This is a genomic window from Nitrosospira sp. TNL200, from assembly GCF_055386305.1.
This window is the reverse complement of the sequence record NZ_AP041003.1, coordinates 2096427-2115482: the sequence shown is the minus strand read 5'-3', so window position 1 is coordinate 2115482 and position 19056 is coordinate 2096427. Positions and strand designations below refer to the sequence as shown.

Sequence of the window (19056 nt, the reverse complement as noted above, 5' to 3'; positions counted from 1 at the left end):
CGAATTGTCTTAAATTTCCTGGTCCGAATGTCCGAGCGCCAGTTCGGTCCGGTTGCGGCCGGCTTTCTTCGCGCGGTAAAGGGCCTGGTCGGCGGCCGTGATGAGCATGCCCGCATCTTCCCCCTTGTCGCCTCCAATCACCGCCCCCAGGCTTACGGTCATGGGTATCTGCCCGTATCGGCCTTCAACGGGCGCTGCATTGACAGCGTTGCGGATATTTTCGGCGAGCGTGGCGACATGGCTCCACCCGCAGCCCGGCGCAGTGATAAGGAATTCTTCTCCACCGTAACGCCCGATGCGGTCATAAGGGCGAAGCGCGAATTGCATGCGCCGGGCGACTTCCTGCAGCACGGCGTCGCCGGCCGGATGTCCAAAGGTATCGTTGATCCGCTTGAAGTGATCGATGTCTGCGACAATAACGCCCATGGGAGTGGCGTCCCGCGCAGCCTGTTTCAGTTCCATCTGCAGATGATCCAGGATGGCGGCCCGATTCCATACGCCGGTGAGCCGGTCGTGGGTTGCCTGGATATGCAGTTTTTGATGCAGCGCAAGTATGCGGTCGGCAACCCTGAGACGGGCCGCCAGGTGTTCTTCGTCGAAAGGCTTGGTGATGAAATCATCCGCCCCCGCGTTCATGCCCACCAGGTAATTCCCCTTGCTGTCCAGGGCGGTGAGCAGGATGATGTAGGTATATTGCAGACCGGGCTCGGCGCGGATCATCCTGCACAGTTGCAGGCCATCCATGTCCGGCATCATCCAGTCGGAAATGAGCAGCGGGTGCGCTTCGCCGCGCCAGGCTTCCCATGCCTTGTGTCCGTTCTCCACCGCCGTTACCGCGTGCCCCAGCTTTTTGAGCGTGGCGGCGAATAACAGGCGGGACGTAGTATCGTCTTCCGCGATGAGTATTTTCATCCCTGTCGAACTTCCTGGTCGTCGAGCCTGGCAAATTCCCTCTTGACGAGCTCGAATTCGCTTTCGATTTGCGATATCAGAGTCGATCGCATTTCCCACGCCGACGTTTCGGTCATCGGCGCAGCCGCCATCGCTTCCAGTCGCAGGGCTACGCCGGCCATGCGCTGGGCGCCGATAGTGCCGCAGGCGCCTTTGATGGCATGAGCCGTCCTGCGCAGCGCTTCGGAATCGTGTTCCGCCAGCGAATTTTTCAGGATGCGGATGCGCTCGGTCCCATCGCTGATGAAAGACGCGAATATTTGATCCATCAGAGACGGGTCTGTCGCCGCCTGCAGTTCCCGCAGCCGGGTGATCGTGTCGGCATTCAGGATGGCAGCGGCGGGGCGGGCGGGCGCAGCCGATCTTCCTGCCTTCGATTCCGGATCGGGTACATCGGGTACTACGGCAGCGGCGGCAGGCGCTTGGCCGGTGGCCTCCCGCGTTTTTGCCCCCGGGGTTCCGGCACCGTCCTCTGGCATTTCGCTTGTCTGGGATTCTGTATGCCTCGACAGCCATGATTCCAGCACGCGGGCAAAATCTTCCTGTTTCACGGGCTTGCTGAGGTAATCGTTCATTCCTGCCAGGAGGCAGCGCTCACGGTCGCCTTGCATGGCCTGCGCTGTAACCGCGATGATGGGGATCAGGGATTTTTCATCCTTTCTCTGGCGGATCATCGCAGTCGTTTCAAAGCCATCCAGTTCCGGCATTTCGCAGTCCATGAAAACCAGATCGTAAGGGGATGTGTCAATTTTTTGCAGCGCCTGCTGGCCGTTGCCGGCCACATCCACCTTGCAGCCCAGATTTCTCAGCATCATCGTTCCGACGATCTGGTTGGTGATATTGTCTTCTGCCAGCAGAACGCGCATGCCCGCAAAGGGAGCAGGCGTTTCGCCGGCCATTTCCGGCATATGGTGCTTCGGAGCGGGCCGGGGCGGTTTGATGAGATCTGCAGGTCGGAGATTGCAGTGTGCGTCCCAGATGCTCGTCAAAGTGGACAGCAGTTCCGATTGGCGAGCCGGCTTGAGGAGATAGGCTGCAAAACCGATTTTCCTGAGCCTGTCCCTGATATCGTTCTCATGCCCGAGGGAGCTTAACATCACCAGCGGGATATCGTGGAGCAATGGATCGGTCTTGATGGCCTGTCCCAGCATCTCTCCATCCATTTCGGGCATCTGATAATCGAGGATCGCCATTTGATAGGGATCGCCCCCGGCATGGGCTTCCCGCAGCATCCGGAGCGCCTCGATGGCGGAGGCGCAACTCCCTATGCGCATCTTCCAGACGCGCAACTGCTCTTGTAGCACCAGGCGGTTGGCGGAGTTGTCGTCCACTATCAGCACGCGGATGCGCGACAACGACGCGGCGGACTTTGCCACGGGTGGCTGTTTCGCCTGCAAAGGCAGGCGAAGGGTAATCCAGAATGTCGAGCCGATCCCGACGCGGCTTTTGGCGGCGATCGTGCCGCCCATCAGCTTTACCAACTGCTTGCTGATGGCCAGACCCAGGCCGGTTCCCCCGTAGCGGCGCGTGGTCGAACTATCGGCCTGGGTGAATTTATCGAAGAGGCTTTCCAGCTTGTCCGGCGCAATTCCGAGTCCGCTATCTTCCACGCTGATGCGAAGCGATACCTCTTCCGTGGTTTGCGCGTCGGCTTCGACGTCGATAAGCACGTGCCCCTTGTCGGTAAACTTGACGGCGTTGTTGGTCAGGTTTGTCAGCACCTGCCGGATGCGGCCCACGTCGCCGATCATGTAGCGCGGCACGTTTGCCGGATAGCGCACGATCATGTTCACGTCCTTCTTCCTTTGAGGCTGCATGGCAATCATTCCCGCCACCTCTTCGACGACCTGGAGCAGGTCGAAAGGGACGGGGGTAATGACGAGCTTGCCTGCTTCTATCTTGGAGAAATCCAGAATATCGTTGATGATGGTGAGCAGGGTTTCGCCGCTGGCCTGCGCCAGTTGCGCCAGTTCGCGCTGCTGCATGGTCAGCGAGGTGGTCTGCAAAAGCAGGCTGACAGCGCCCAGCACGCCGTTCATGGGCGTGCGGATCTCATGGCTCATATTCGCAAGGAACTCGCTTTTGGCAAGGCTCGCGGCCTCCGCCGCCTTTCGCGCCTTTTGCAATTCCGACTCGATCTGGCGCCGCGCGGTGATGTCCTGCCCGGAAAAATAGAATTCCTGCACATCCCGGGTCGCCGCGATATTCCACAGGACCCAGCGGGAGGAGCCGTTCTGGCACAGCATCTGGCTTTCGAACGATATCGCCGGCGTGCCGGTCGGGAGCTTATCCAGTTCGGAAATGGCTTCCGCGCGGGAACCGATGGAGACAAGACTGATGAACGGGCGGGACAGGAACTCCTCCTGCGAGAAACCAAGACAGTCTTCCCATGCCGGGTTCAACCGCTTGAAGTGGCCATCGAAGCCGGAAATGGCAAGCAGATTACGGGCTTGATTGAAGTAGCGGTCGCGCTCCATCTGGGCTGCATTGAAGGCACGCGACAGGTTGCCGATCTCGTCGCTGGAATCGATGTCGAAACTGGAAACATGGTACGGTTTTCCCACGTTTCTGGTTTCGTATTCGAGCTGGACCAGGTTGCGCACCTTTTGCCGCACCACGCGCGATGACATGGCAAGCCAGACGACGAGCAGGGCAAGCGAAAGGAAAATGGCAAACACATAGAAACTGGTATAACGCTGGGCCACCCGGAGAGCATGGAGGGTGCGGGTATCGAACAACTCGTAGAACTCATTGATCGACCGCATGATGCGAGTCTTCGCAGCATAATAATTTTTTCCATTGAGGATGCTGCGCGCCAGCGCGGGGTCGGGATTTTCCATGATTTCCGTTTCACCATCCTGGTCTTTGTGTTGTCCTTTCATGGCATTGAATGCCGTGCGTTCCAGTTCGACCAGTTCGTTGGAGCGGTTTTCCGCATCGTTGAGTTTTGCAAGCTCATCCGGGGTAAATCCGAGTTCGATTATTTGCCTTCGCAAGGAGATTTTGGTATCCCCGGGAGGTGGCTGGAAATCGGGGTCCCCAATGACGAGATCCCAGTAGCCGCGCTCATAACGAGCGGGACGCGCCGTCTCGCCGTTGCGTATCGCGAGGATCTTCCAGAAATAGCTTTCGAATCGGGGGTCGCCGGTATCGACGTAGGCGCGCGCCATGCGAGTCAAGTCATCGGAGGATTGGCGCAGTTCGTCGGCGACGAGAAAGGAACGATAACGGATATCATGAGCATGATTCAATTGCTTCTGCTCCAGGTAGCGGAGCACAATAAACAGAGCCAGCAGGGAAATCAGAACCCCGGTGACGAGGTAGAAGGTATTGCTCAGTTTCCAGATGGTCATGGTTTTTTTATGTCCGCTGCCGCAGATGCGCGGGGCATGAAGCTTTTGTCGGCCGCAAAGGGGTCATTAAATAGCCAACTTCCATTCCTGCCTAGCTGTAACATCTTACAGTGGGGGCCGGATGTCTTCGGCCATCCGTTGATCTGTCGCGAAGCCGGTCTCCCGAGGATTTGTTCGGCGCCTTCTTAATGGATCGAGGCTGATGGGAGGAGGATCAGAGAATCAAGCTGGGAAGGCTGGCGCCACATGGAGCAGCGTTTCTTAACCTGGCGATCATGGTAGTTGCCACCATCATGATCGCCAGGTTCGATCAACCGGCTAGCGGCTTGCGTGGAGATTTGTTCAGCGCTTTCTGGTATAAACCGCCAATTGAGCGTCGAAAGCCCGCTTGTAGGCAGGCCGCGATTCGCCGCGGGCGACATAGGCGGCGAGGTTCGGATGTTCGTCAAGAATGCCCGATGGATTCAGCCTGAGCAGCACCGACACCATCATCAGGTCGGCTGCGCTGAACGCACCGTCCAGCCAGTCGGCATCACCCAGATAGGTGGAAAGCTGGTCCAGCCGATTTCGGATACGCTCCTTGACTAAAGGCAGGCGTTCCTTGTTCCAGGGCTTGTCTCCCTCCATCAGCCTGGCGGTTCCGAGTTCAAGGATCGGCGGCTCCACCGTATTGACCGCGGCAAACATCCAGGTGATCGCGCGCGCCCGGGCATTGGCATCGACCGGCAGCAGGCCTGCATGGCGTTCCGCGATATGGAATACGATTGCTCCCGTCTCGAACAGGGCAAGATCGCCTTCCTCATAAGTCGGGATCTGGCCGAAAGGATGCAGCGCCAGATGCGCGGGTTCCTTCATCGCACGGAATGAAACAAGGCGAACCTCGTAAGGCTGGCCCGCTTCCTCAAGCGCCCAGCGTACGCGCATATCACGCGCCAGCCCCTTGCCGCCGTCAGGCGATCGTTCAAAGGCAGTAATGGTGATGGTCATCGCGAGGTTTCGAAGGTTAGGGTGGAAAGGCCGGGAATTCGCCAAATACTCAAAATGCCGCTTGATGTCGTATCCAGCCGGGAACCCGGAGCAGCGGTGTGCAAGCGGTTCAGCGCGAAGCCTGCTGGCGCCGGTCACGCTTGCGCCTTTCGGCGTTTCTTCTCTGCTGCATTTGCTCGCGGTGACTGGCAGGTTTTTCGGCCAGATGGGGCCGCGGCGGATGGTCGTCGATACGTTGAATCGATCTCGTCAAGGCGTCGCGGAACTCGCGCGCCTGCTCGATGCTCATGGCGTGCGGCCTCCCTGACAGCGACTCCGCCAGGCTGTCATGTTCCAGTGGCAGATAGGGTAGGCGGACGCACACTATCCCCTCGGAGGAAAGAGTGGTTATTTCCCATCCGATCATCGGGAATGCTAAAAGATCGTCGTGCATGTAACTCTCATGGGCTTGATCAAGGTGCCATTCTAGCGCATATGCCGGATTTTCGGCGGGGTGTCGCCGCTTGGGCGAACCTCCGGAAAAATATCCCCGCGCCGGGTTTGTCCGGTTTTCCCCACGTTCGCGCATCCATATATACTATGGGTAATAATGGAGGGATCATTCATGATAAATCGAATTTTCGCGACAGGCAGTGCTTTTTCCGTTCTGCTCGTCTGTTCCCTGCTGCCGATCAGCGGCATCGCCGCCGACGCGTGCCATTCCATTCTCGCCAATGGATTCTATAGCGAGTATCCGCGACTTGGCCTTCCTCAGCGAGACCGGGCGCTGTATGCGGAGTTGTGTTCTCTGGATTACTCGAAAGCCGAAAGCATAATAAAACGTGCGCAATCGAGCGACCGACTGGTGGGATTGAGGTATGGGCTGATCAATCTGGATGAGGTCGATCCCAATGCGGAACAGAACGGAAAAGCATCGCCTGCTCCACGCGTCAGCGGACAACGGTTCTCGCAATGGCAGAGCGGCTATTGTTCGCAATACTCTGCCGAACCTTCCTCGCAGGCGGCGGAACTTTTCATGCAGCAGGCTGCGAAGGGCAACGCCGGATTGGCGAAATCCGTGGAGGCTTGGTCCGCCTGCATGCGCAAGCAGGAAGGTTTCTCGTGCTGGGCTTCCCCCCACGATTCGCAAGCTGATGAAGTTCTGCTGAATGTCAATTGGACAAAAAGCGTTGCGCAGCCGCGGCAGCCGGAAGTGCGATATTCCTATCTCAACAGGGGCGGAATGTCGAAATTCAAGGGAGCTGAAGCCCGGCGCATTCTGCCGGACGGCTACCGGCTAAGCGCTGGCACGCTCCAGATCCCAGTAACGCGGCCAGACGGCAAGGGAGTTTTTGCGACGTTGACGATAAACCAGGGAGGCAAGGAGCAAAGCTGCAAGGTTTTTCTGACGGACGAGAAGGATTTTCCCCTGCTGGAGCCATTTGTTAACCGGCTGAAGCTCAGGTATCCCGGTTAGGATCTGATCTGTTGACCACCCTGTAGCGAACTCACCACGCAGGTGAGCGTCGAGTATCGCAAAAGTCTTTGTGAATTATGGTTCCAGGCTAAAAAAGAGCGATCAGCAATCGGATTTGGATTCAACGGTCGGCTGGAGCGGGGTGGCCGCTGCGAGGTCCGGCCGCGGTGGAAACAGAGCGGATTTTGGAAATAGCCTGCGTCCGGTTGTATACATCCAGTTTTTTGAAAATGTGCCGGAGATGGTTTTTTACGGTATAGATACTGATTCCCAGAATCGATGCAATCTCGGCGTTGGTCTTGCCCATCCTTACCCAGTGCAGTATCTCGATTTCACGGGCGCTCAGCCCGTGATCCGCAGCCACTTCCTGGTTTTCGCCCGAATCCGCTGAAGGAGCCTGATCGGCCAGTGGCGTGACGCGGCGCATCGCGGTATCCAGATAAGGCATCAGCGTTTCCATGGCCGCGACCGCGGAGTTGTCCAACGCCGCGCGCGAGCTGAACAGGATATACAGGCAATCCTGGCATCCGCGTTCGTCGGTGACGCCATGCACGAGCATGGATTGCATTCCGTCCAAAGCTTTCCCGGACTCGCTTAAGGGGCGGGCATCCTCGAAAGCGAAACCGGATGGTCCGACACCGAGGGTGTAGGGTTTTTTCCCCAGTTCCGCCCAGCAATTGAACAGAGCACGCAGCAGAGCGGAAAGATTTTCTCGTTTGATATGCTGCGTTCTGATGCCCGGTAAGGAGGAAACCAGGTCATGGCGAAAATGGACGGAGCCGAAATCGCCCCAGGCTGCAAGCATGATGTCGTGAGGCAGGTAGTATTGCAGCTCTCCCTGCAGCCAATTCAGCAGATCGGAGTGCCCGTGCACCGCTATTCCTGCGCGAATGATGCGGAAATAGCGTTCCATGTGCTCATCGGAGAGTGTGGAGAGAAAAACCATGTCAGCCCTGATTGATAGTCAATGGTACAAATGGTACGCAAACCACTGCTACTCTAGCAATAATTGTTCCATAAATAAAACCTAGGCGGATCAGTTATTAACAGGTCGATGAAGGTATGCCGGTACTGAATTGTAAAGAAATTCGACCTTCCGTACCCTGATGTATCTTTTCCCGCGAGTTCTTATTCCATTGCCGGCGCGCCCAGGCGGCCGGTGAGATTCTGGATACTTCATCCTGGTTTCGAGCTAAAATTCCGCCCTGAAATCCCATCGATCGCATCTTCGCTTTATTGCAGCTGGCTCGCGATACAAAAATCCGCGGTGCAGGAGATTGTTTCCGGCGGAGGTAAGGACGACGCAGGTCAGCAACCCGATCCTGGAATCGAATCCCATGTGCAAAATTCACGTCGTTTGCGGGACTTTGCTGTTGAACCTGTTTATCGGCAGTTCATCCGCATTGGCGGAAGTCGATACACGAAAGGAAAAGGCCTCTCTCGGCACGATTCAGGATGCGGCTATGGGGGCGACTTCCATGCCGCCCGGCAAATCCGATCCGGTCGAATCTCCCGATAAGAATATACACGTCAAAATCAGGAATGATGGCGAGCAGGTGAAGGTGGATGCGACCTTCGTCGTCCCGGTTTCTCCCCAGCAGGCATGGCTGGTTTTTACCGATTTCGACAACATTCCCAATTTCGTGTCCGGCGTGGTAGCCAGCAAGGTCAACGACCGGTACGGGAACAGGTTGCGAGTATCGCAAAAGGGGGTCACCCGCTATGGCTTCATTGGTTTTTCCTTCGAAACGGTGCGAGAGGTGAATCTGTTACCCTTTCAGAGGATACATGAACGCATGCTGAGCGGAAGCATGCGAAAAATGGAGGAAACGACGCAGTTCCTGCCGGAGGGCAATTACACACGCGTCATCTATCATGCGGATATCATCCCCGGAATGTGGATTCCTCCAGTGGTGGGAAACGTGTTCATCAAGCATGAAGCCCGTGAGCAATTTCAGCAGATCATGAATGAGATCATCAGGCGGAAACAGGCGGGGAGTCTTTAAAAAAGCGTTGAACAAAGGAATCGCCAGCGTTTTTCCAAAGCTGGGCAATTCCGGATCAGTCCGTGGAGACTTGCCGGGAGGCGCGGAGAGTTTATGAAGGCGGCTGTGGAAAGGGCTGAGGCGGAAAGCGGGAAACGGCTCAGCCGGAAGCTCGCGAACCCGGCGCGATAGCCGCTTCCTTTTGCTCATGGAGCGGCTCAGGTTGTGGCTCATCGTTCTGCTCATGAGGCGTTTCGCTGGCGGGATCGCCCCATTTCGCCGGATCCGCTGAATCGCCGGAGCCGGAGGAGGGCGCCTGCGCGGATTTTCCAGCCTCCTGGCCCGCGGGCTCCCCATCCGTGCCGGGTGAGGGGTCGCAATGGTTCTTCCGGAACTGGGAATCCTCTTTTCCGCTGGCCTGCTCTGAATTTCTGCCGGATTGCCTGTGCGTCATGGAGGTGTTGCGCAACGCGCGTGCTTTCATTAGCAGCGAAACGCCCATCCATCCTGCGATCAGCGAAAAGGGGACCACCAGCAGCAGCGGTTGCAGCAGCGCAATCATGGCGAGGACAATGAGCACCACGCCGCCGGATGTCATGATTTTGGCTTCGGCCGCTCCCAGGACCAGGCGGCTGGTAATGGCCGCGCCGACAGTGTTCCCCACGCGGAGCGCGCTGGCCGTGAGGCGGCTCGCGCTTCCGCCACTCCTGCGCAGGCGCCGGCGTTCACGTCCGGCGCCAGTTCCGGCTGGCGATTCCACCGGGCGGACACGATTTTTATCGCCGAGCACTATTTCCGTGGCATTCTCCAGATCCTTCAGGTACATTTCTTCCATCTGCCGCGCGAATTTCACATTTTCCACGGCGACATCCAGTTCCCAGTTGCCAAGCCAGCTCGCCATGTTCAAATTGCTGGAACCGACACGCGCCCAGCGGCCATCAGCCACGGCTGTCTTCGCGTGCAACATCGATCCGTTCCATTCGAATACGCGTACTCCCGCTTCCAGCAGCGGACGGTAGCCGGCACGCGAGATCGGCCGTAAAAAAGTCAGGTCGCCGCTCGATCCCGGGACCAGCAGCCGGACGTCGACGCCATCCATCGCGGCGTGTCTGAGAGCCTGCACATAGCTCGTGCTTCCGACGTAATAGGCATCCGTCAGCCAGAGCGTTTTTTGCGCCAGCACGGTGATCAATTGTTCGAGGCGATACAGGCCCGCGGTACTGGCTACGCTGCCCAATATCCGCAAGTCGACGGGGCCTGCCACAGGGATGGAATCCGGAGCGGGCAATTCATCTTCGGATAATTCCGGCCCCGCTTCCGCCCAGGCGTGGGCGAAAGCTTGTACTACATCGGCGACGACCGGTCCCCATATCTCCACTCCGGTATCGCGCCATGGCGGGATGTTGCGTTCGGGATAGCCTACCCACATTTGGCCGACGCACAAGCCGCTGACGAATGCCACCTGGTTATCCACGCACAGGGATTTGCGATGGAGCCGGCTTATCCACCCGAGAGGGCTATCGAAACGCGGCGGATTGAAGCACCGTACGTCGACGCCCCCTTCCCGCAGTTTCTGCCAGAACCGGGAGGAGGTTTCGGTCAGCGCGCCCAGCCAGTCGTATAGTACCCGTACGCGTACCCCCGATTTGGCTTTCGAAATAAGTGCCTCGGCAAATCGCCAGCCGATGTTGTCGCTGTGAAAGATATAGTTTTCGAAATGGATGGTTTGTTCGGCGGCATGGATGGCGTCCAGCCACGCGGCGTAGTTTTCTCCCGCATCCTTGAGCAGCCGGATATCGTTGCCATGCACCAGAGGAGCGCCCGCCGCGCGCGAAAACGCCTGCGCGGCAAGGATGCGCACCACCGGCATTTCGCGTGCCAATTCCCGGGTTTTCGTCGTTGCTGCCGTAGTTCCTGCTATTTTGTCATCCATGATCGGCGGCCGGGCAGCGGGCAAATGGCTGTGCTCATTGGCGTCCACGGCTGTTTTATTGGTTATTGATTGTTATCGCCTTCGATATTGTTCATTTTACTGCAGGCCCTGGTTCGCCTCCGTACCCGCATTCTTCAGGCCGAGCTTCAATCGGCCACTTCCTCCCCGAACTTGAAATCTACATAGCAGCGCATCGCGGCGGCCAGAGGGGTCAGCCCTTTTTGCCGGTGCCTGCCTGATCGCATGTAGGCCACGCAGTGCTCCGGCCCGGCTTCGATGCCATGGCCGAGGTTTATCCATTCCCGCTCCACGATGGGCCCTCCCTGGGACCAGTCCGATGATGGTTCCCAGCGCACATGTTTTACCAGGCAGTGTCCATCCATCACCTGGATGTCCGCCATATCGTTTGCTTTTGCTACCCAGTAATCCAGTAATTCATCCTTGAGTTCCGAAACCTTCATGTTGCGCTCCGTGGAATCGATTATTATTGTCGGGGGCCGGCGGACCGGCGTTGATGATGATTACAGATTTCTGCTTTCCAGTGTATTGCATCGTGTGATATTACCCGTTTGCAGCCCCTGCCGGAACCAGCGCATGCGCTGATTGCTGGTGCCGTGGGTGAAGCTTTCCGGCACCACTGCGTGCCGGCTCCTGCGCTGCAGGGTATCGTCGCCGATCTGCGCAGCGGCATTCAATGCTTCCTCGATGTCACCCTTTTCGAGCCATCCCTTGGATTGCTGCGAATGATACGCCCAGACTCCGGCAAAACAATCGGCCTGCAACTCGACCCGAACCGATAATGCATTCGCCTGCTCCGGCGACATGCGGGCGCGCGCGTGATTCACCTGTTGCGAAATCCCCATCAGGTTTTGCACATGGTGCCCTACCTCATGTGCGATGACATAAGCCTGCGCGAAGTCTCCCGCCGCGCCCAGCTGGTTTGCCAACGTATCGAAAAACTCGAGATCGAGATAGATTTTCTCGTCTTCCGGGCAGTAGAAGGGTCCCATGGCTGCGCTCCCCCGGCCGCAGGAAGTGAAAGTCGCTCCGCGGAACAGGACGAGTCCCGGTTCGCGGTAGCCGCTTCCCTCCTTTCTCATGATGGTGGTCCAGATATCTTCCGTGTCAGCTAAAACGGTGGATACGAAAGCCGCACGCTCGTCCCCGGGCGGGGGCGCAGGCTGCTCCTGGCGTACCCCGGAGCCGTTTCCAGCCATCATGCTCAGCATGGTGAGCGGATCGATGCCAAAGAGCATTCCGCCAATCAAGGCTGCCAGGAGCGTGCCGATGCCAATGCCGCGACCGCCGAAGCCACCGGAACCGCGGCGGTCCTCCACATTACTGCTTTGCCGGTTGCCCTCCCACTTCATGGGTATCCCTGTGCGTTAGGGAAGCGCTGAATAAATCTCCGCTGGCGCGGCGGTGGCTTTGCGGGATGGGATGCGCGAAAGGCGACGACACGAATGGTTGATCCCCTTCGCCAGGAGCCTGACAAGGCAGACCGCTCGCAAAGCCCCGCCCCATAAGGGTTGCAGTAAAATCGGGTGCTCATCGCGTTGCGCTCCTTGGCATCGTAGTCCCGGCTACGACCTGCGTCGCGCGCCTTGCCTTATGATCATTCCGATTTTACCAGCAACGCGCTCAGCGAGGATTTATTCAGCGCTTCCCTAGCTATGCGAAACACGGACATCGTCCATACGTACTGCGCCATTTTGTTCCCATCCGCCCGCAAGCGACGCTCGGGGATATCAACGAGAACGTATTTAAGTATACTCGTGGTCTGGCATCACCAGTGTATGGCAACGTACAGAGTGGCTGAGGTTCGCCTTGTATGCTTGTGCATGTGCCGCGGGAGAAAGGAACAGGAGTGGTACGGACGAGTTCGGCGGGATGTGCTTTAGAGGGGCTTCAGAGCAGCATATGCGCTGAATGATTCAGATAAATTCACGCGGGAGAATGCGATGAAAACGAAGAAATGGATGGGCTTGGCGGCATTGCTGCTTGTCGTTCCGGCTATATCCGGATGCTGGCTGCTTGCGGCCGGGGGCGCGGGCGCCTATGGCGGATACAAGATGAAGGAAGAAGGCTATACCGTGCAGAACCCGGTGAAGAAGGAAGCGCCGGCCGCCACCGACAAATAGGATGCAGGTGGATCGGGGTTGCCCGAAATGGAATGAGGATCGAGATCAGGATTCCGGTGAGCGGGATTCCGGCTCGCCGGCCTGGTCCGGAATTGGCTGGGCTTGCTTCCAGGTGGCAACCCACGCCTGGAAGGCGTCCGCGGTCATCGGCCGGGCGTAGAAGTACCCCTGGCCTTCCTTGCACAAGGCGCTTTGCAGAAATGCGGCCTGCGCTTCGGTTTCGACGCCTTCCGCGATGATGCGCAAACCGAGGCGAAGCCCCATGGCCACGATTGCCCCGGCTATCGCTTCCGCATCCACATTTCCCGGGAGGTCGTGCACGAAGGATTGATCGATTTTCAAGCGGTCAACCGTGAACTGGCGCAAATAGGACAGGCTGGAATGGCCGGTGCCAAAATCGTCGATGGCCACTTTCACCCCGAGGGTCTCCAGTTCGCGCAGCTTCTCCAGTGTGGATTCCGTTTCTTGCATGATCACGCTTTCGGTCAGTTCGAGCTCGAGGTTGGCCGGGGGCAGGCCGGTATCGGCCAGCACCCGCGCCACGATATGCACGAAGTCGGTCTGGCGGAGCTGTACCGCCGACACGTTGACCGAAACGCAGACATCCAGCAACCCCTGGTCCCGCCACAGCTGGGCTTGCCGGCAGGATTCGCGCAACGCCCATTCTCCCAGGGTGAGAATGATGCCGCTATCTTCGGCAACGGGAATAAAGCGCGCCGGTGAAATGAGCCCGCGCGTGGCGTGGCGCCAGCGCATCAGCACCTCCATGCCGATTATCCGGGAAGTCGCAAGCTCGATCTGCGGCTGGTACACGAGAAATGTCTCGCCGCGTTCCACCGCGCCGCGCAGGTCGTGCTCCAGGCCGAGCCGCTCGATGGCGCGCTGCGTCATGTCGTCCGAGTAGAACTGGTAGCGGTTTCGGCCTCCCTGCTTGGCGGTATACATCGACGCATCGGCGTTGCGCAGCAGGATGGAAGGCTGGGTGCCGTTGTCCGGATAGATGCATATGCCGATGCTTGCCGTCAACAGCAGTTCATGTTCGTCGATACGGTAAGGTTGAGACAATCCAAGGATCAGTTTTTCGGCTACACGGGCAGCGTCGTCCGGCAGTTCTATCTCGCTCAGCAGCACGACAAACTCGTCTCCTCCCACCCGGCTTACCGTATCCACCACGCGCACCGAACCTTGCATGCGCACCGCAACCGCTTTTAGAAGCTTGTCCCCGATATCGTGGCCGAGCGAATCGTTGATGGGCTTGAAGCGGTCGAGATCGACGAACAGCACGGCCAGCCGCCGCGATTGCCGTGCCGCGTGCTGTATGGCGACCTTCATGCGATCCCCCAGCAATACGCGGTTGGGAAGGCCCGTAAGCGGATCGTAGTGCGCCAGATTCATGATACGCTGCTCCGCCGCCTTGCGCTCGGTGATATCGCGCGCAAGAACGATGAACCGCGGTTTCGTTCCCGGGTCGGCATGCCTGCGCGATACGGATAGCTCGAACCACAGCTTGCCTTGCGCGAGATCGAGTTCCAGTTGCTTGCCCGCCGACAACCCCTTTTCCCTGGCTTCCCGCAACGCGGACAAAATGATCTCCACCGCCACGGCCGGAAGCACCTCGGAAATTTTCTTCCCCAGCATGCTTTCGACCGGAATGGCTGGCAGGTCCGTGCGCGCTGAATGGTAGGCATGGCAGGCGCCATCGAGGTCGAGCTCGAACAGCAGGTCGGGTATGGCGTCCAGCGTGGCCTGCAGCTGATTCTGCGCGGCGAGGATTTCGTTCTTCCGGTGTTCCTGCTCGGTGATATCCCTGATCATGGCCACAAAGTAGTCGACGCTGCCGTCATTCCTGCGCACGCACTTGACGTCGGTATTGGTGATGACGATGGTCTTGTCCTTGCGGATGAAGCGCTTATTCAAGGCATAGCCTTCGGATTCTCCGCGCATGACGTTTTCGAATGCGGCAATATCCTTCTCGACGTCGTCCGGATGGGTCAATTCCACCCAGCTCTTTTCCATGAGCTCCTCGCGCGGATAGCCCAGGATTTCGCATAGCTGATCGTTGCATCGCAGCCAGCATTTTGTAACCGGAGAGGTGGTGGCCATCCCGATAAAAGGCATTTCATAAAAATTCTTGAGCAGGCGATCCTGCTCGGTGGTGCGCACCAGCAGCGCCAGACGGTCTGCCTGCTGCTGCTGGCGCCATAGCAGCACCAGCACCAGGCCGACGATGGCCGTGGCGAGCAGGATCACTATGCTTACCCAGTAGATCAGGGTCCATAGCGGCGCCAGCACCTCGCTGCGGTCGATTTTGGAAACGAGATGCCAGCCGGTTCCCGCGATGGGCCCATGGGCGGCGAACACCGGCTCCCCGCGGTAGTCAAGCCCCTGCAGGGTTCCCCGCTGATTTTGCCGTATCGCCGCAATCAGCGCCAGACCTTCCTCCGCGCCCGGCTGTTCGTAGCCTTGGCGCTCCTTCTCTCCCCGATTTGCGGCATGGCGCCTTCTGTTCAGATAAGTAATCGTCCCGCCGTCCTGCCGGACCAGCAGCGTTTCGGCGCTGAGGCTCTTGCCCGGCCATTTCTCGATCAGGGGAAGGAGGAATTTTCTGAGGTTTGCCCGCAGAACGATGACCGTGCCCGCCTTCTTGCTGAATTCGTCGGGAACCAGAGGAGCGACGATATCCAGGCGTGCTTCTCCCTTTTCATCGGAATACATGTCGCTGCTTTGCACCTGTCCGGTTTGCAATGCCGCGGGCACCAGAGCCCGGGCGCGGGCGGACAGAGGACGCTGTTCGCCGAGCGCCAGAGTGGTTTCGTTCTCTTCTGTCCCTTCTGCGAACAACAGCACCGATTCGTATCCATATGCGCGTTGGACCGCGCTCAGCCGGGTGCGCACAAGCTGGCGCAGATGCTTGTCCGCGCGCTTGTGCGGCAGATTGACTATTCGTTCGGCAAGCACCTTGTCGATTCTCAGCGATTCGGCATCACCCCGCCGTTCCTCAAGCCAAAGCTCGATCTGCCCGATTTTGAGATCAGTGATGGTTTGCAGATCCGCGTAGGCTCCCTGTTCCAGTTCCGGTCCATATCCCCTGAAAATTCCCAGGGCAACCAGCGGGGCGACCAATGCAAGCGAAGCGAATATCAGCACCAGTTGATTGAGACGGAAGCGGCCGGCGGCTCCATCCTTCGGGATTAACGCATCGGAAGGTGACTGGCCCAGTCTGAGCAGCAGATAAAACAGCCCGGTGCTGACCGCGATAAGAAGCAGCTCCTTGGCGATATAAGCCTGATTTTGCAGGAGCGGGTCGTATATGGCGTGCGAAATCAGGTAGCCGGCAAGTGCGAGCCAGAGCATCGAAAAAGCGGCGTACAGCAACATGATGGGCCGTGGAGGACGATTCATCTTATAACGGCTGCCGGGCGGAGAACTTTATCGTTGGAATCCAGAAAAGATTTTTTTCGGCAAGGCGAATGATGCGGATCAGCTTCAGAAATTCAGCCGCGCCCCACGAATCCGGTAACCTTGCAGGCTGTCTTCATCCTTGCTGTTTTGCCTGCCGGAAGTGTTATTTGTAAAAATATCCTGTTCATAAACAGTGTGCATGGATACATTTTGCTCCGTCTGCTTCCCGGAAATCGCGGTGAGCGGTCCCGTCCCGGATTTTGAGACGGCTGGGCGGTTATCCCGGCAAGTCCGGCCCATTCTGGAGCCATTTTGAGAAACCCCCGAATTCCGTTGCATTCCGGCCGTCTGTAAATATAGTATGAGCATTATCCTGAATGCGGCAGTTGACCACTCATTTCCAGTTTGAAGCCATGATTCCACAAAGACCCAAGGACCGTCGGAGGCCGCAATGAAATCCGGTATTGTTCTCGCATGCAATATGCTGTGCATGCTGTTCATTTCCCCGCTGCCGCCGGCAATGGCCGCAAACACTTGCTGGAACATTCTCACCAGAGGGTTCCACCATGAATACTCCCGCTCTCGCGTACCGGCAAGAGACCGGGCCATATATGCTGAATTGTGCGCATCGACTTTTCAGATGGCCCGGAATGCGCTTGCGGGAATTCACCAGCCGGGCGATGGCCTTTCTGTCGCCGTTTCGCTCGGGCTGCCCGGTAGCGGGGATGACGAAGAGCCTCCACCCGGGGAGGAGCTGTCCCAGGACCGGTTTCACCAGTGGAAAAGTGTCTATTGCTCGACGACCTCCTACGCCGATGCCTCCCGTGCAGCAGAGTTTTTCATGCAGGAAGCGATATCGGATCCCGCGTCCCCGATACTGGTGGCCTGGCGCGCCTGCATGGAAGACCGGGAAGGGCTTGCCTGCTGGGCGACACCGTCTCCGTCCGGAAACAGGGATATCCTGCTGGGCGTCAACTGGCGAAAGGACGGCAATTCGCAACCCGAGGTGCGGCATTCCTTTCTGTCAAGAAACGCTGTTTCCAATTTCAAGGGCGCGCCTGCCCGGCGGCTCCTGCCCAGGGGGCACAAGCTGGACAACGGAACCCTGAGGATTCCCCTGGCCAGCCTGGATGGCGCCGGAATCGTCGCTAACCTCACCGTGAGCCAGGAAGAAGGAGAATATAGCTGTAATGTTTTCATACCCGGCGAGAGGGATTTTACCCTTCGAGAGCCGTTCGTTGGCCATTAGCGATTTTTCTGTGGATTCCTGCCGCAATTGTCCGGTCTGAAGCCGGAGGAGGCGCAAAGGAATCCGGTTCAGGGCAGATGATTGGCAGGTAATTAGACTGTGCGGACTATAGGGGAAACGTGCGGGATCGAATACAACACTGCAGGCAACGAGCAGCACCCATGGTCTGAAAAGAGGAGGGACAAGAAACCGTTTCCCGCGCTAGCCGAACTTTACCGCGAGCATGGAAATGGATCCGCCGTCGAAGCCTTCGACCGGAAAACTGACTTTTTCCTTGTCGCGGCGTTGCGCGAGGATATAGAGAAAAGGCAGGTAATGCTCGGGGGTTGGCACTGACAGGAGGGCATCCCGTCCCAGCTTTTCGTAGGCAACGAGCGATTCGGCATCCCCCGAGGCCAATGCGCTCCGCACCGTGTTTTCAAAGCGGATAGTCCAGTCGTACGGCTCGGTATTATGCTTGCCCCATGAGTACGTGTGCAGGTTGTGCACGATATTTCCACTGCCGAACAGCAGTACGCCGCGGTCGCGCAAGGGCGCAAGGCGGCGTGCAATGTCGAAGTGCCAGGCAGCGTCGCGGGTTTCATTGATGCTGAGCTGAACCACTGGAATGTCCGCTTCGGGAAAAACGTGCAGTAGCACGGACCAGGTTCCGTGGTCCAGGCCCCAGCCGATATCCATGACTGCGATCGGCCCGAGCAGGTCTGCCACTTCCGCCGCGAGCTGCGGCGAACCCGGCGCGGGATACTGGACCTGGTGAAGCGCCTGGGGAAATCCGCCGAAATCATGAATGGTGCGCGGCGCCGCCATGGAGGTGAGCGCGGTTTCAGGAACATACCAGTGGGCGGATATGCTGAGGATGGCTCTGGGCTTGAAGGGGAGCGAGAGGCCGATGGCTGACCAGCCAGCGGTATAGGCATTGCGGGAGAGCGCGTTCATCGGATTGCCGTGCCCCACGAATATGGCGGGCATGGCAGGCATTGGCGCGGCCGGAGAGGAGCAGGAATCCGAATCGGGCATGAGCTTCAGCAATAGGGATTCGGGGAGGCGATTGCCTTCCTGCTTCTGGTATCGCTCACCGGGTATCGCCCGGGCGCTTGCAAAGGCGTAGCGTCATTACGCCAGGTGGGTGCCAGTTTACAGCTCAAGCGCTTTCCTCAAGAACCGTTCCCGTTTTTCTGCTTCCTTGCGGAATGCTTTTCGTGGTATTCCATGGCTTGCTCCCGTCATTGCCGGCGCTATACTGGAAATAACGGATCATTTTCTGGCGAAAGGCTTCCGATCGGTGATCGGACAGGCCGTGAGGCGCGTAGAGCTGATGTCTGCAGCAAAATTCTCTCATATCGATTCCCCTGATGGATAAGACGTGTTCGAGATGATTTTTCAGATTGCGGCCTGTATCAAACACATCTGAACGTTATCGTGCCGGCCGGGATTTGTCCGGAATTTCAAATACAGCGCGGCATAACCACCTTGATCACTTTAACTCACGTGCTTTACAGCAATATGAAATACCGCTATTTCTCATGGAAAACCATTGTCGTGCGGCCAAGTTTGGTTGTTTGTGCGATACCGAACAGAACCTGCGGCGTCAGGTGGGTT

The 19056-nt window shown here is 58.0% G+C and carries 14 protein-coding genes; 4 read left to right on the top strand and 10 right to left on the bottom strand.

Going from position 1 to position 19056, the window contains the following annotated elements:
• Positions 1-9 precede the first annotated feature (9 nt).
• The 4 genes from ACZ5CE_RS09505 to ACZ5CE_RS09490 all read right to left on the bottom strand — a co-directional run bounded on the left by ACZ5CE_RS09505 (position 10) and on the right by ACZ5CE_RS09490 (position 5724).
• Entirely contained in the window at positions 10-912 is a 903-nt protein-coding gene (locus ACZ5CE_RS09505) for a GGDEF domain-containing response regulator (protein ID WP_464574665.1), read from the bottom strand.
• Positions 909-4304: a hybrid sensor histidine kinase/response regulator gene (locus ACZ5CE_RS09500; protein WP_464574664.1), complete on the bottom strand. Its 3396-nt coding sequence runs from the start codon at positions 4302-4304 to the stop codon at positions 909-911. The genes ACZ5CE_RS09505 and ACZ5CE_RS09500 overlap by 4 nt, the downstream gene beginning before the upstream one ends.
• A gap of 342 nt (positions 4305-4646) precedes the next feature.
• Positions 4647-5291: a glutathione S-transferase family protein gene (locus tag ACZ5CE_RS09495; protein WP_464574663.1), complete on the bottom strand. Its 645-nt coding sequence runs from the start codon at positions 5289-5291 to the stop codon at positions 4647-4649.
• Positions 5292-5400: 109 nt separating this feature from the next.
• On the bottom strand, positions 5401-5724 hold the full coding sequence (locus ACZ5CE_RS09490) for a hypothetical protein (protein ID WP_464574662.1): 324 nt from the start codon (positions 5722-5724) through the stop codon (positions 5401-5403).
• A gap of 171 nt (positions 5725-5895) precedes the next feature.
• Here ACZ5CE_RS09490 and ACZ5CE_RS09485 point away from each other — a divergent pair, with 171 nt between their 5' ends.
• The gene (locus ACZ5CE_RS09485) at positions 5896-6747 is read left to right on the top strand and encodes a hypothetical protein (RefSeq protein WP_464574661.1); all 852 of its coding nucleotides are present in this window, start codon (positions 5896-5898) and stop codon (positions 6745-6747) included.
• A 121-nt stretch (positions 6748-6868) separates the two neighbouring features.
• On the opposite strand, the gene epsA is transcribed toward ACZ5CE_RS09485, so the two are convergent.
• Positions 6869-7693 carry an XrtB/PEP-CTERM-associated transcriptional regulator EpsA gene (epsA, locus tag ACZ5CE_RS09480; protein ID WP_464574660.1) on the bottom strand — a complete coding sequence of 275 codons (825 nt, stop codon included), beginning with the start codon at positions 7691-7693 and terminating at the stop codon, positions 6869-6871.
• Positions 7694-8084: 391 nt separating this feature from the next.
• Here epsA and ACZ5CE_RS09475 point away from each other — a divergent pair, with 391 nt between their 5' ends.
• On the top strand, positions 8085-8753 hold the full coding sequence (locus ACZ5CE_RS09475) for an SRPBCC family protein (protein WP_464574659.1): 669 nt from the start codon (positions 8085-8087) through the stop codon (positions 8751-8753).
• Positions 8754-8892: 139 nt separating this feature from the next.
• Here ACZ5CE_RS09475 and ACZ5CE_RS09470 read toward each other — a convergent pair whose 3' ends face one another.
• The 3 genes from ACZ5CE_RS09470 to ypfJ form a co-directional block, all read right to left on the bottom strand.
• A complete protein-coding gene (locus tag ACZ5CE_RS09470; protein WP_464574658.1) occupies positions 8893-10713 on the bottom strand; it encodes a phospholipase D-like domain-containing protein in 1821 nt (606 codons plus the stop codon).
• A 98-nt stretch (positions 10714-10811) separates the two neighbouring features.
• The gene (locus ACZ5CE_RS09465; protein WP_464574657.1) at positions 10812-11126 is read right to left on the bottom strand and encodes a phage protein NinX family protein; all 315 of its coding nucleotides are present in this window, start codon (positions 11124-11126) and stop codon (positions 10812-10814) included.
• A 60-nt stretch (positions 11127-11186) separates the two neighbouring features.
• A complete protein-coding gene (gene ypfJ / locus ACZ5CE_RS09460; RefSeq protein ID WP_464574656.1) occupies positions 11187-12035 on the bottom strand; it encodes a KPN_02809 family neutral zinc metallopeptidase in 849 nt (282 codons plus the stop codon).
• A 591-nt stretch (positions 12036-12626) separates the two neighbouring features.
• On the opposite strand from ypfJ, the gene ACZ5CE_RS09455 reads away from it, so the two are divergent.
• The gene (locus tag ACZ5CE_RS09455) at positions 12627-12806 is read left to right on the top strand and encodes a hypothetical protein (RefSeq protein ID WP_464574655.1); all 180 of its coding nucleotides are present in this window, start codon (positions 12627-12629) and stop codon (positions 12804-12806) included.
• Between the two features lie 45 nt (positions 12807-12851).
• On the opposite strand, the gene ACZ5CE_RS09450 is transcribed toward ACZ5CE_RS09455, so the two are convergent.
• Positions 12852-16208, bottom strand: a complete 3357-nt coding sequence (locus ACZ5CE_RS09450) for a bifunctional diguanylate cyclase/phosphodiesterase (protein ID WP_464574654.1) — start codon at positions 16206-16208, stop codon at positions 12852-12854.
• A 451-nt stretch (positions 16209-16659) separates the two neighbouring features.
• Between ACZ5CE_RS09450 and ACZ5CE_RS09445 the strand changes: the two genes are divergently transcribed.
• Positions 16660-17457, top strand: a complete 798-nt coding sequence (locus tag ACZ5CE_RS09445; RefSeq protein ID WP_464574653.1) for a hypothetical protein — start codon at positions 16660-16662, stop codon at positions 17455-17457.
• A gap of 201 nt (positions 17458-17658) precedes the next feature.
• Here ACZ5CE_RS09445 and ygiD read toward each other — a convergent pair whose 3' ends face one another.
• Positions 17659-18474, bottom strand: coding sequence for a 4,5-DOPA-extradiol-dioxygenase (ygiD, locus tag ACZ5CE_RS09440; protein WP_464574652.1), 816 nt, complete (start codon positions 18472-18474; stop codon positions 17659-17661).
• Between the last annotated feature and the right edge of the window lie 582 nt (positions 18475-19056).

Bases quoted from the DNA above. Each gene is read 5' to 3' on its own strand.
- ACZ5CE_RS09500 (WP_464574664.1), bottom strand. From the start codon at position 4,304: ATGACCATCTGGAAACTGAGCAATACCTTCTACCTCGTCACCGGGGTT.
- ACZ5CE_RS09485 (WP_464574661.1), top strand. From the start codon at position 5,896: ATGATAAATCGAATTTTCGCGACAGGCAGTGCTTTTTCCGTTCTGCTC.
- ygiD (WP_464574652.1), bottom strand. From the start codon at position 18,474: ATGCCCGATTCGGATTCCTGCTCCTCTCCGGCCGCGCCAATGCCTGCC.
- ACZ5CE_RS09465 (WP_464574657.1), bottom strand. From the start codon at position 11,126: ATGAAGGTTTCGGAACTCAAGGATGAATTACTGGATTACTGGGTAGCA.
- ACZ5CE_RS09445 (WP_464574653.1), top strand. From the start codon at position 16,660: ATGAAATCCGGTATTGTTCTCGCATGCAATATGCTGTGCATGCTGTTC.
- epsA (WP_464574660.1), bottom strand. From the start codon at position 7,693: ATGGTTTTTCTCTCCACACTCTCCGATGAGCACATGGAACGCTATTTC.
- ACZ5CE_RS09495 (WP_464574663.1), bottom strand. From the start codon at position 5,291: ATGACCATCACCATTACTGCCTTTGAACGATCGCCTGACGGCGGCAAG.
- ACZ5CE_RS09450 (WP_464574654.1), bottom strand. From the start codon at position 16,208: ATGAATCGTCCTCCACGGCCCATCATGTTGCTGTACGCCGCTTTTTCG.
- ACZ5CE_RS09455 (WP_464574655.1), top strand. From the start codon at position 12,627: ATGAAAACGAAGAAATGGATGGGCTTGGCGGCATTGCTGCTTGTCGTT.
- ACZ5CE_RS09505 (WP_464574665.1), bottom strand. From the start codon at position 912: ATGAAAATACTCATCGCGGAAGACGATACTACGTCCCGCCTGTTATTC.
- ypfJ (WP_464574656.1), bottom strand. From the start codon at position 12,035: ATGAAGTGGGAGGGCAACCGGCAAAGCAGTAATGTGGAGGACCGCCGC.
- ACZ5CE_RS09490 (WP_464574662.1), bottom strand. From the start codon at position 5,724: ATGCACGACGATCTTTTAGCATTCCCGATGATCGGATGGGAAATAACC.
- ACZ5CE_RS09475 (WP_464574659.1), top strand. From the start codon at position 8,085: ATGTGCAAAATTCACGTCGTTTGCGGGACTTTGCTGTTGAACCTGTTT.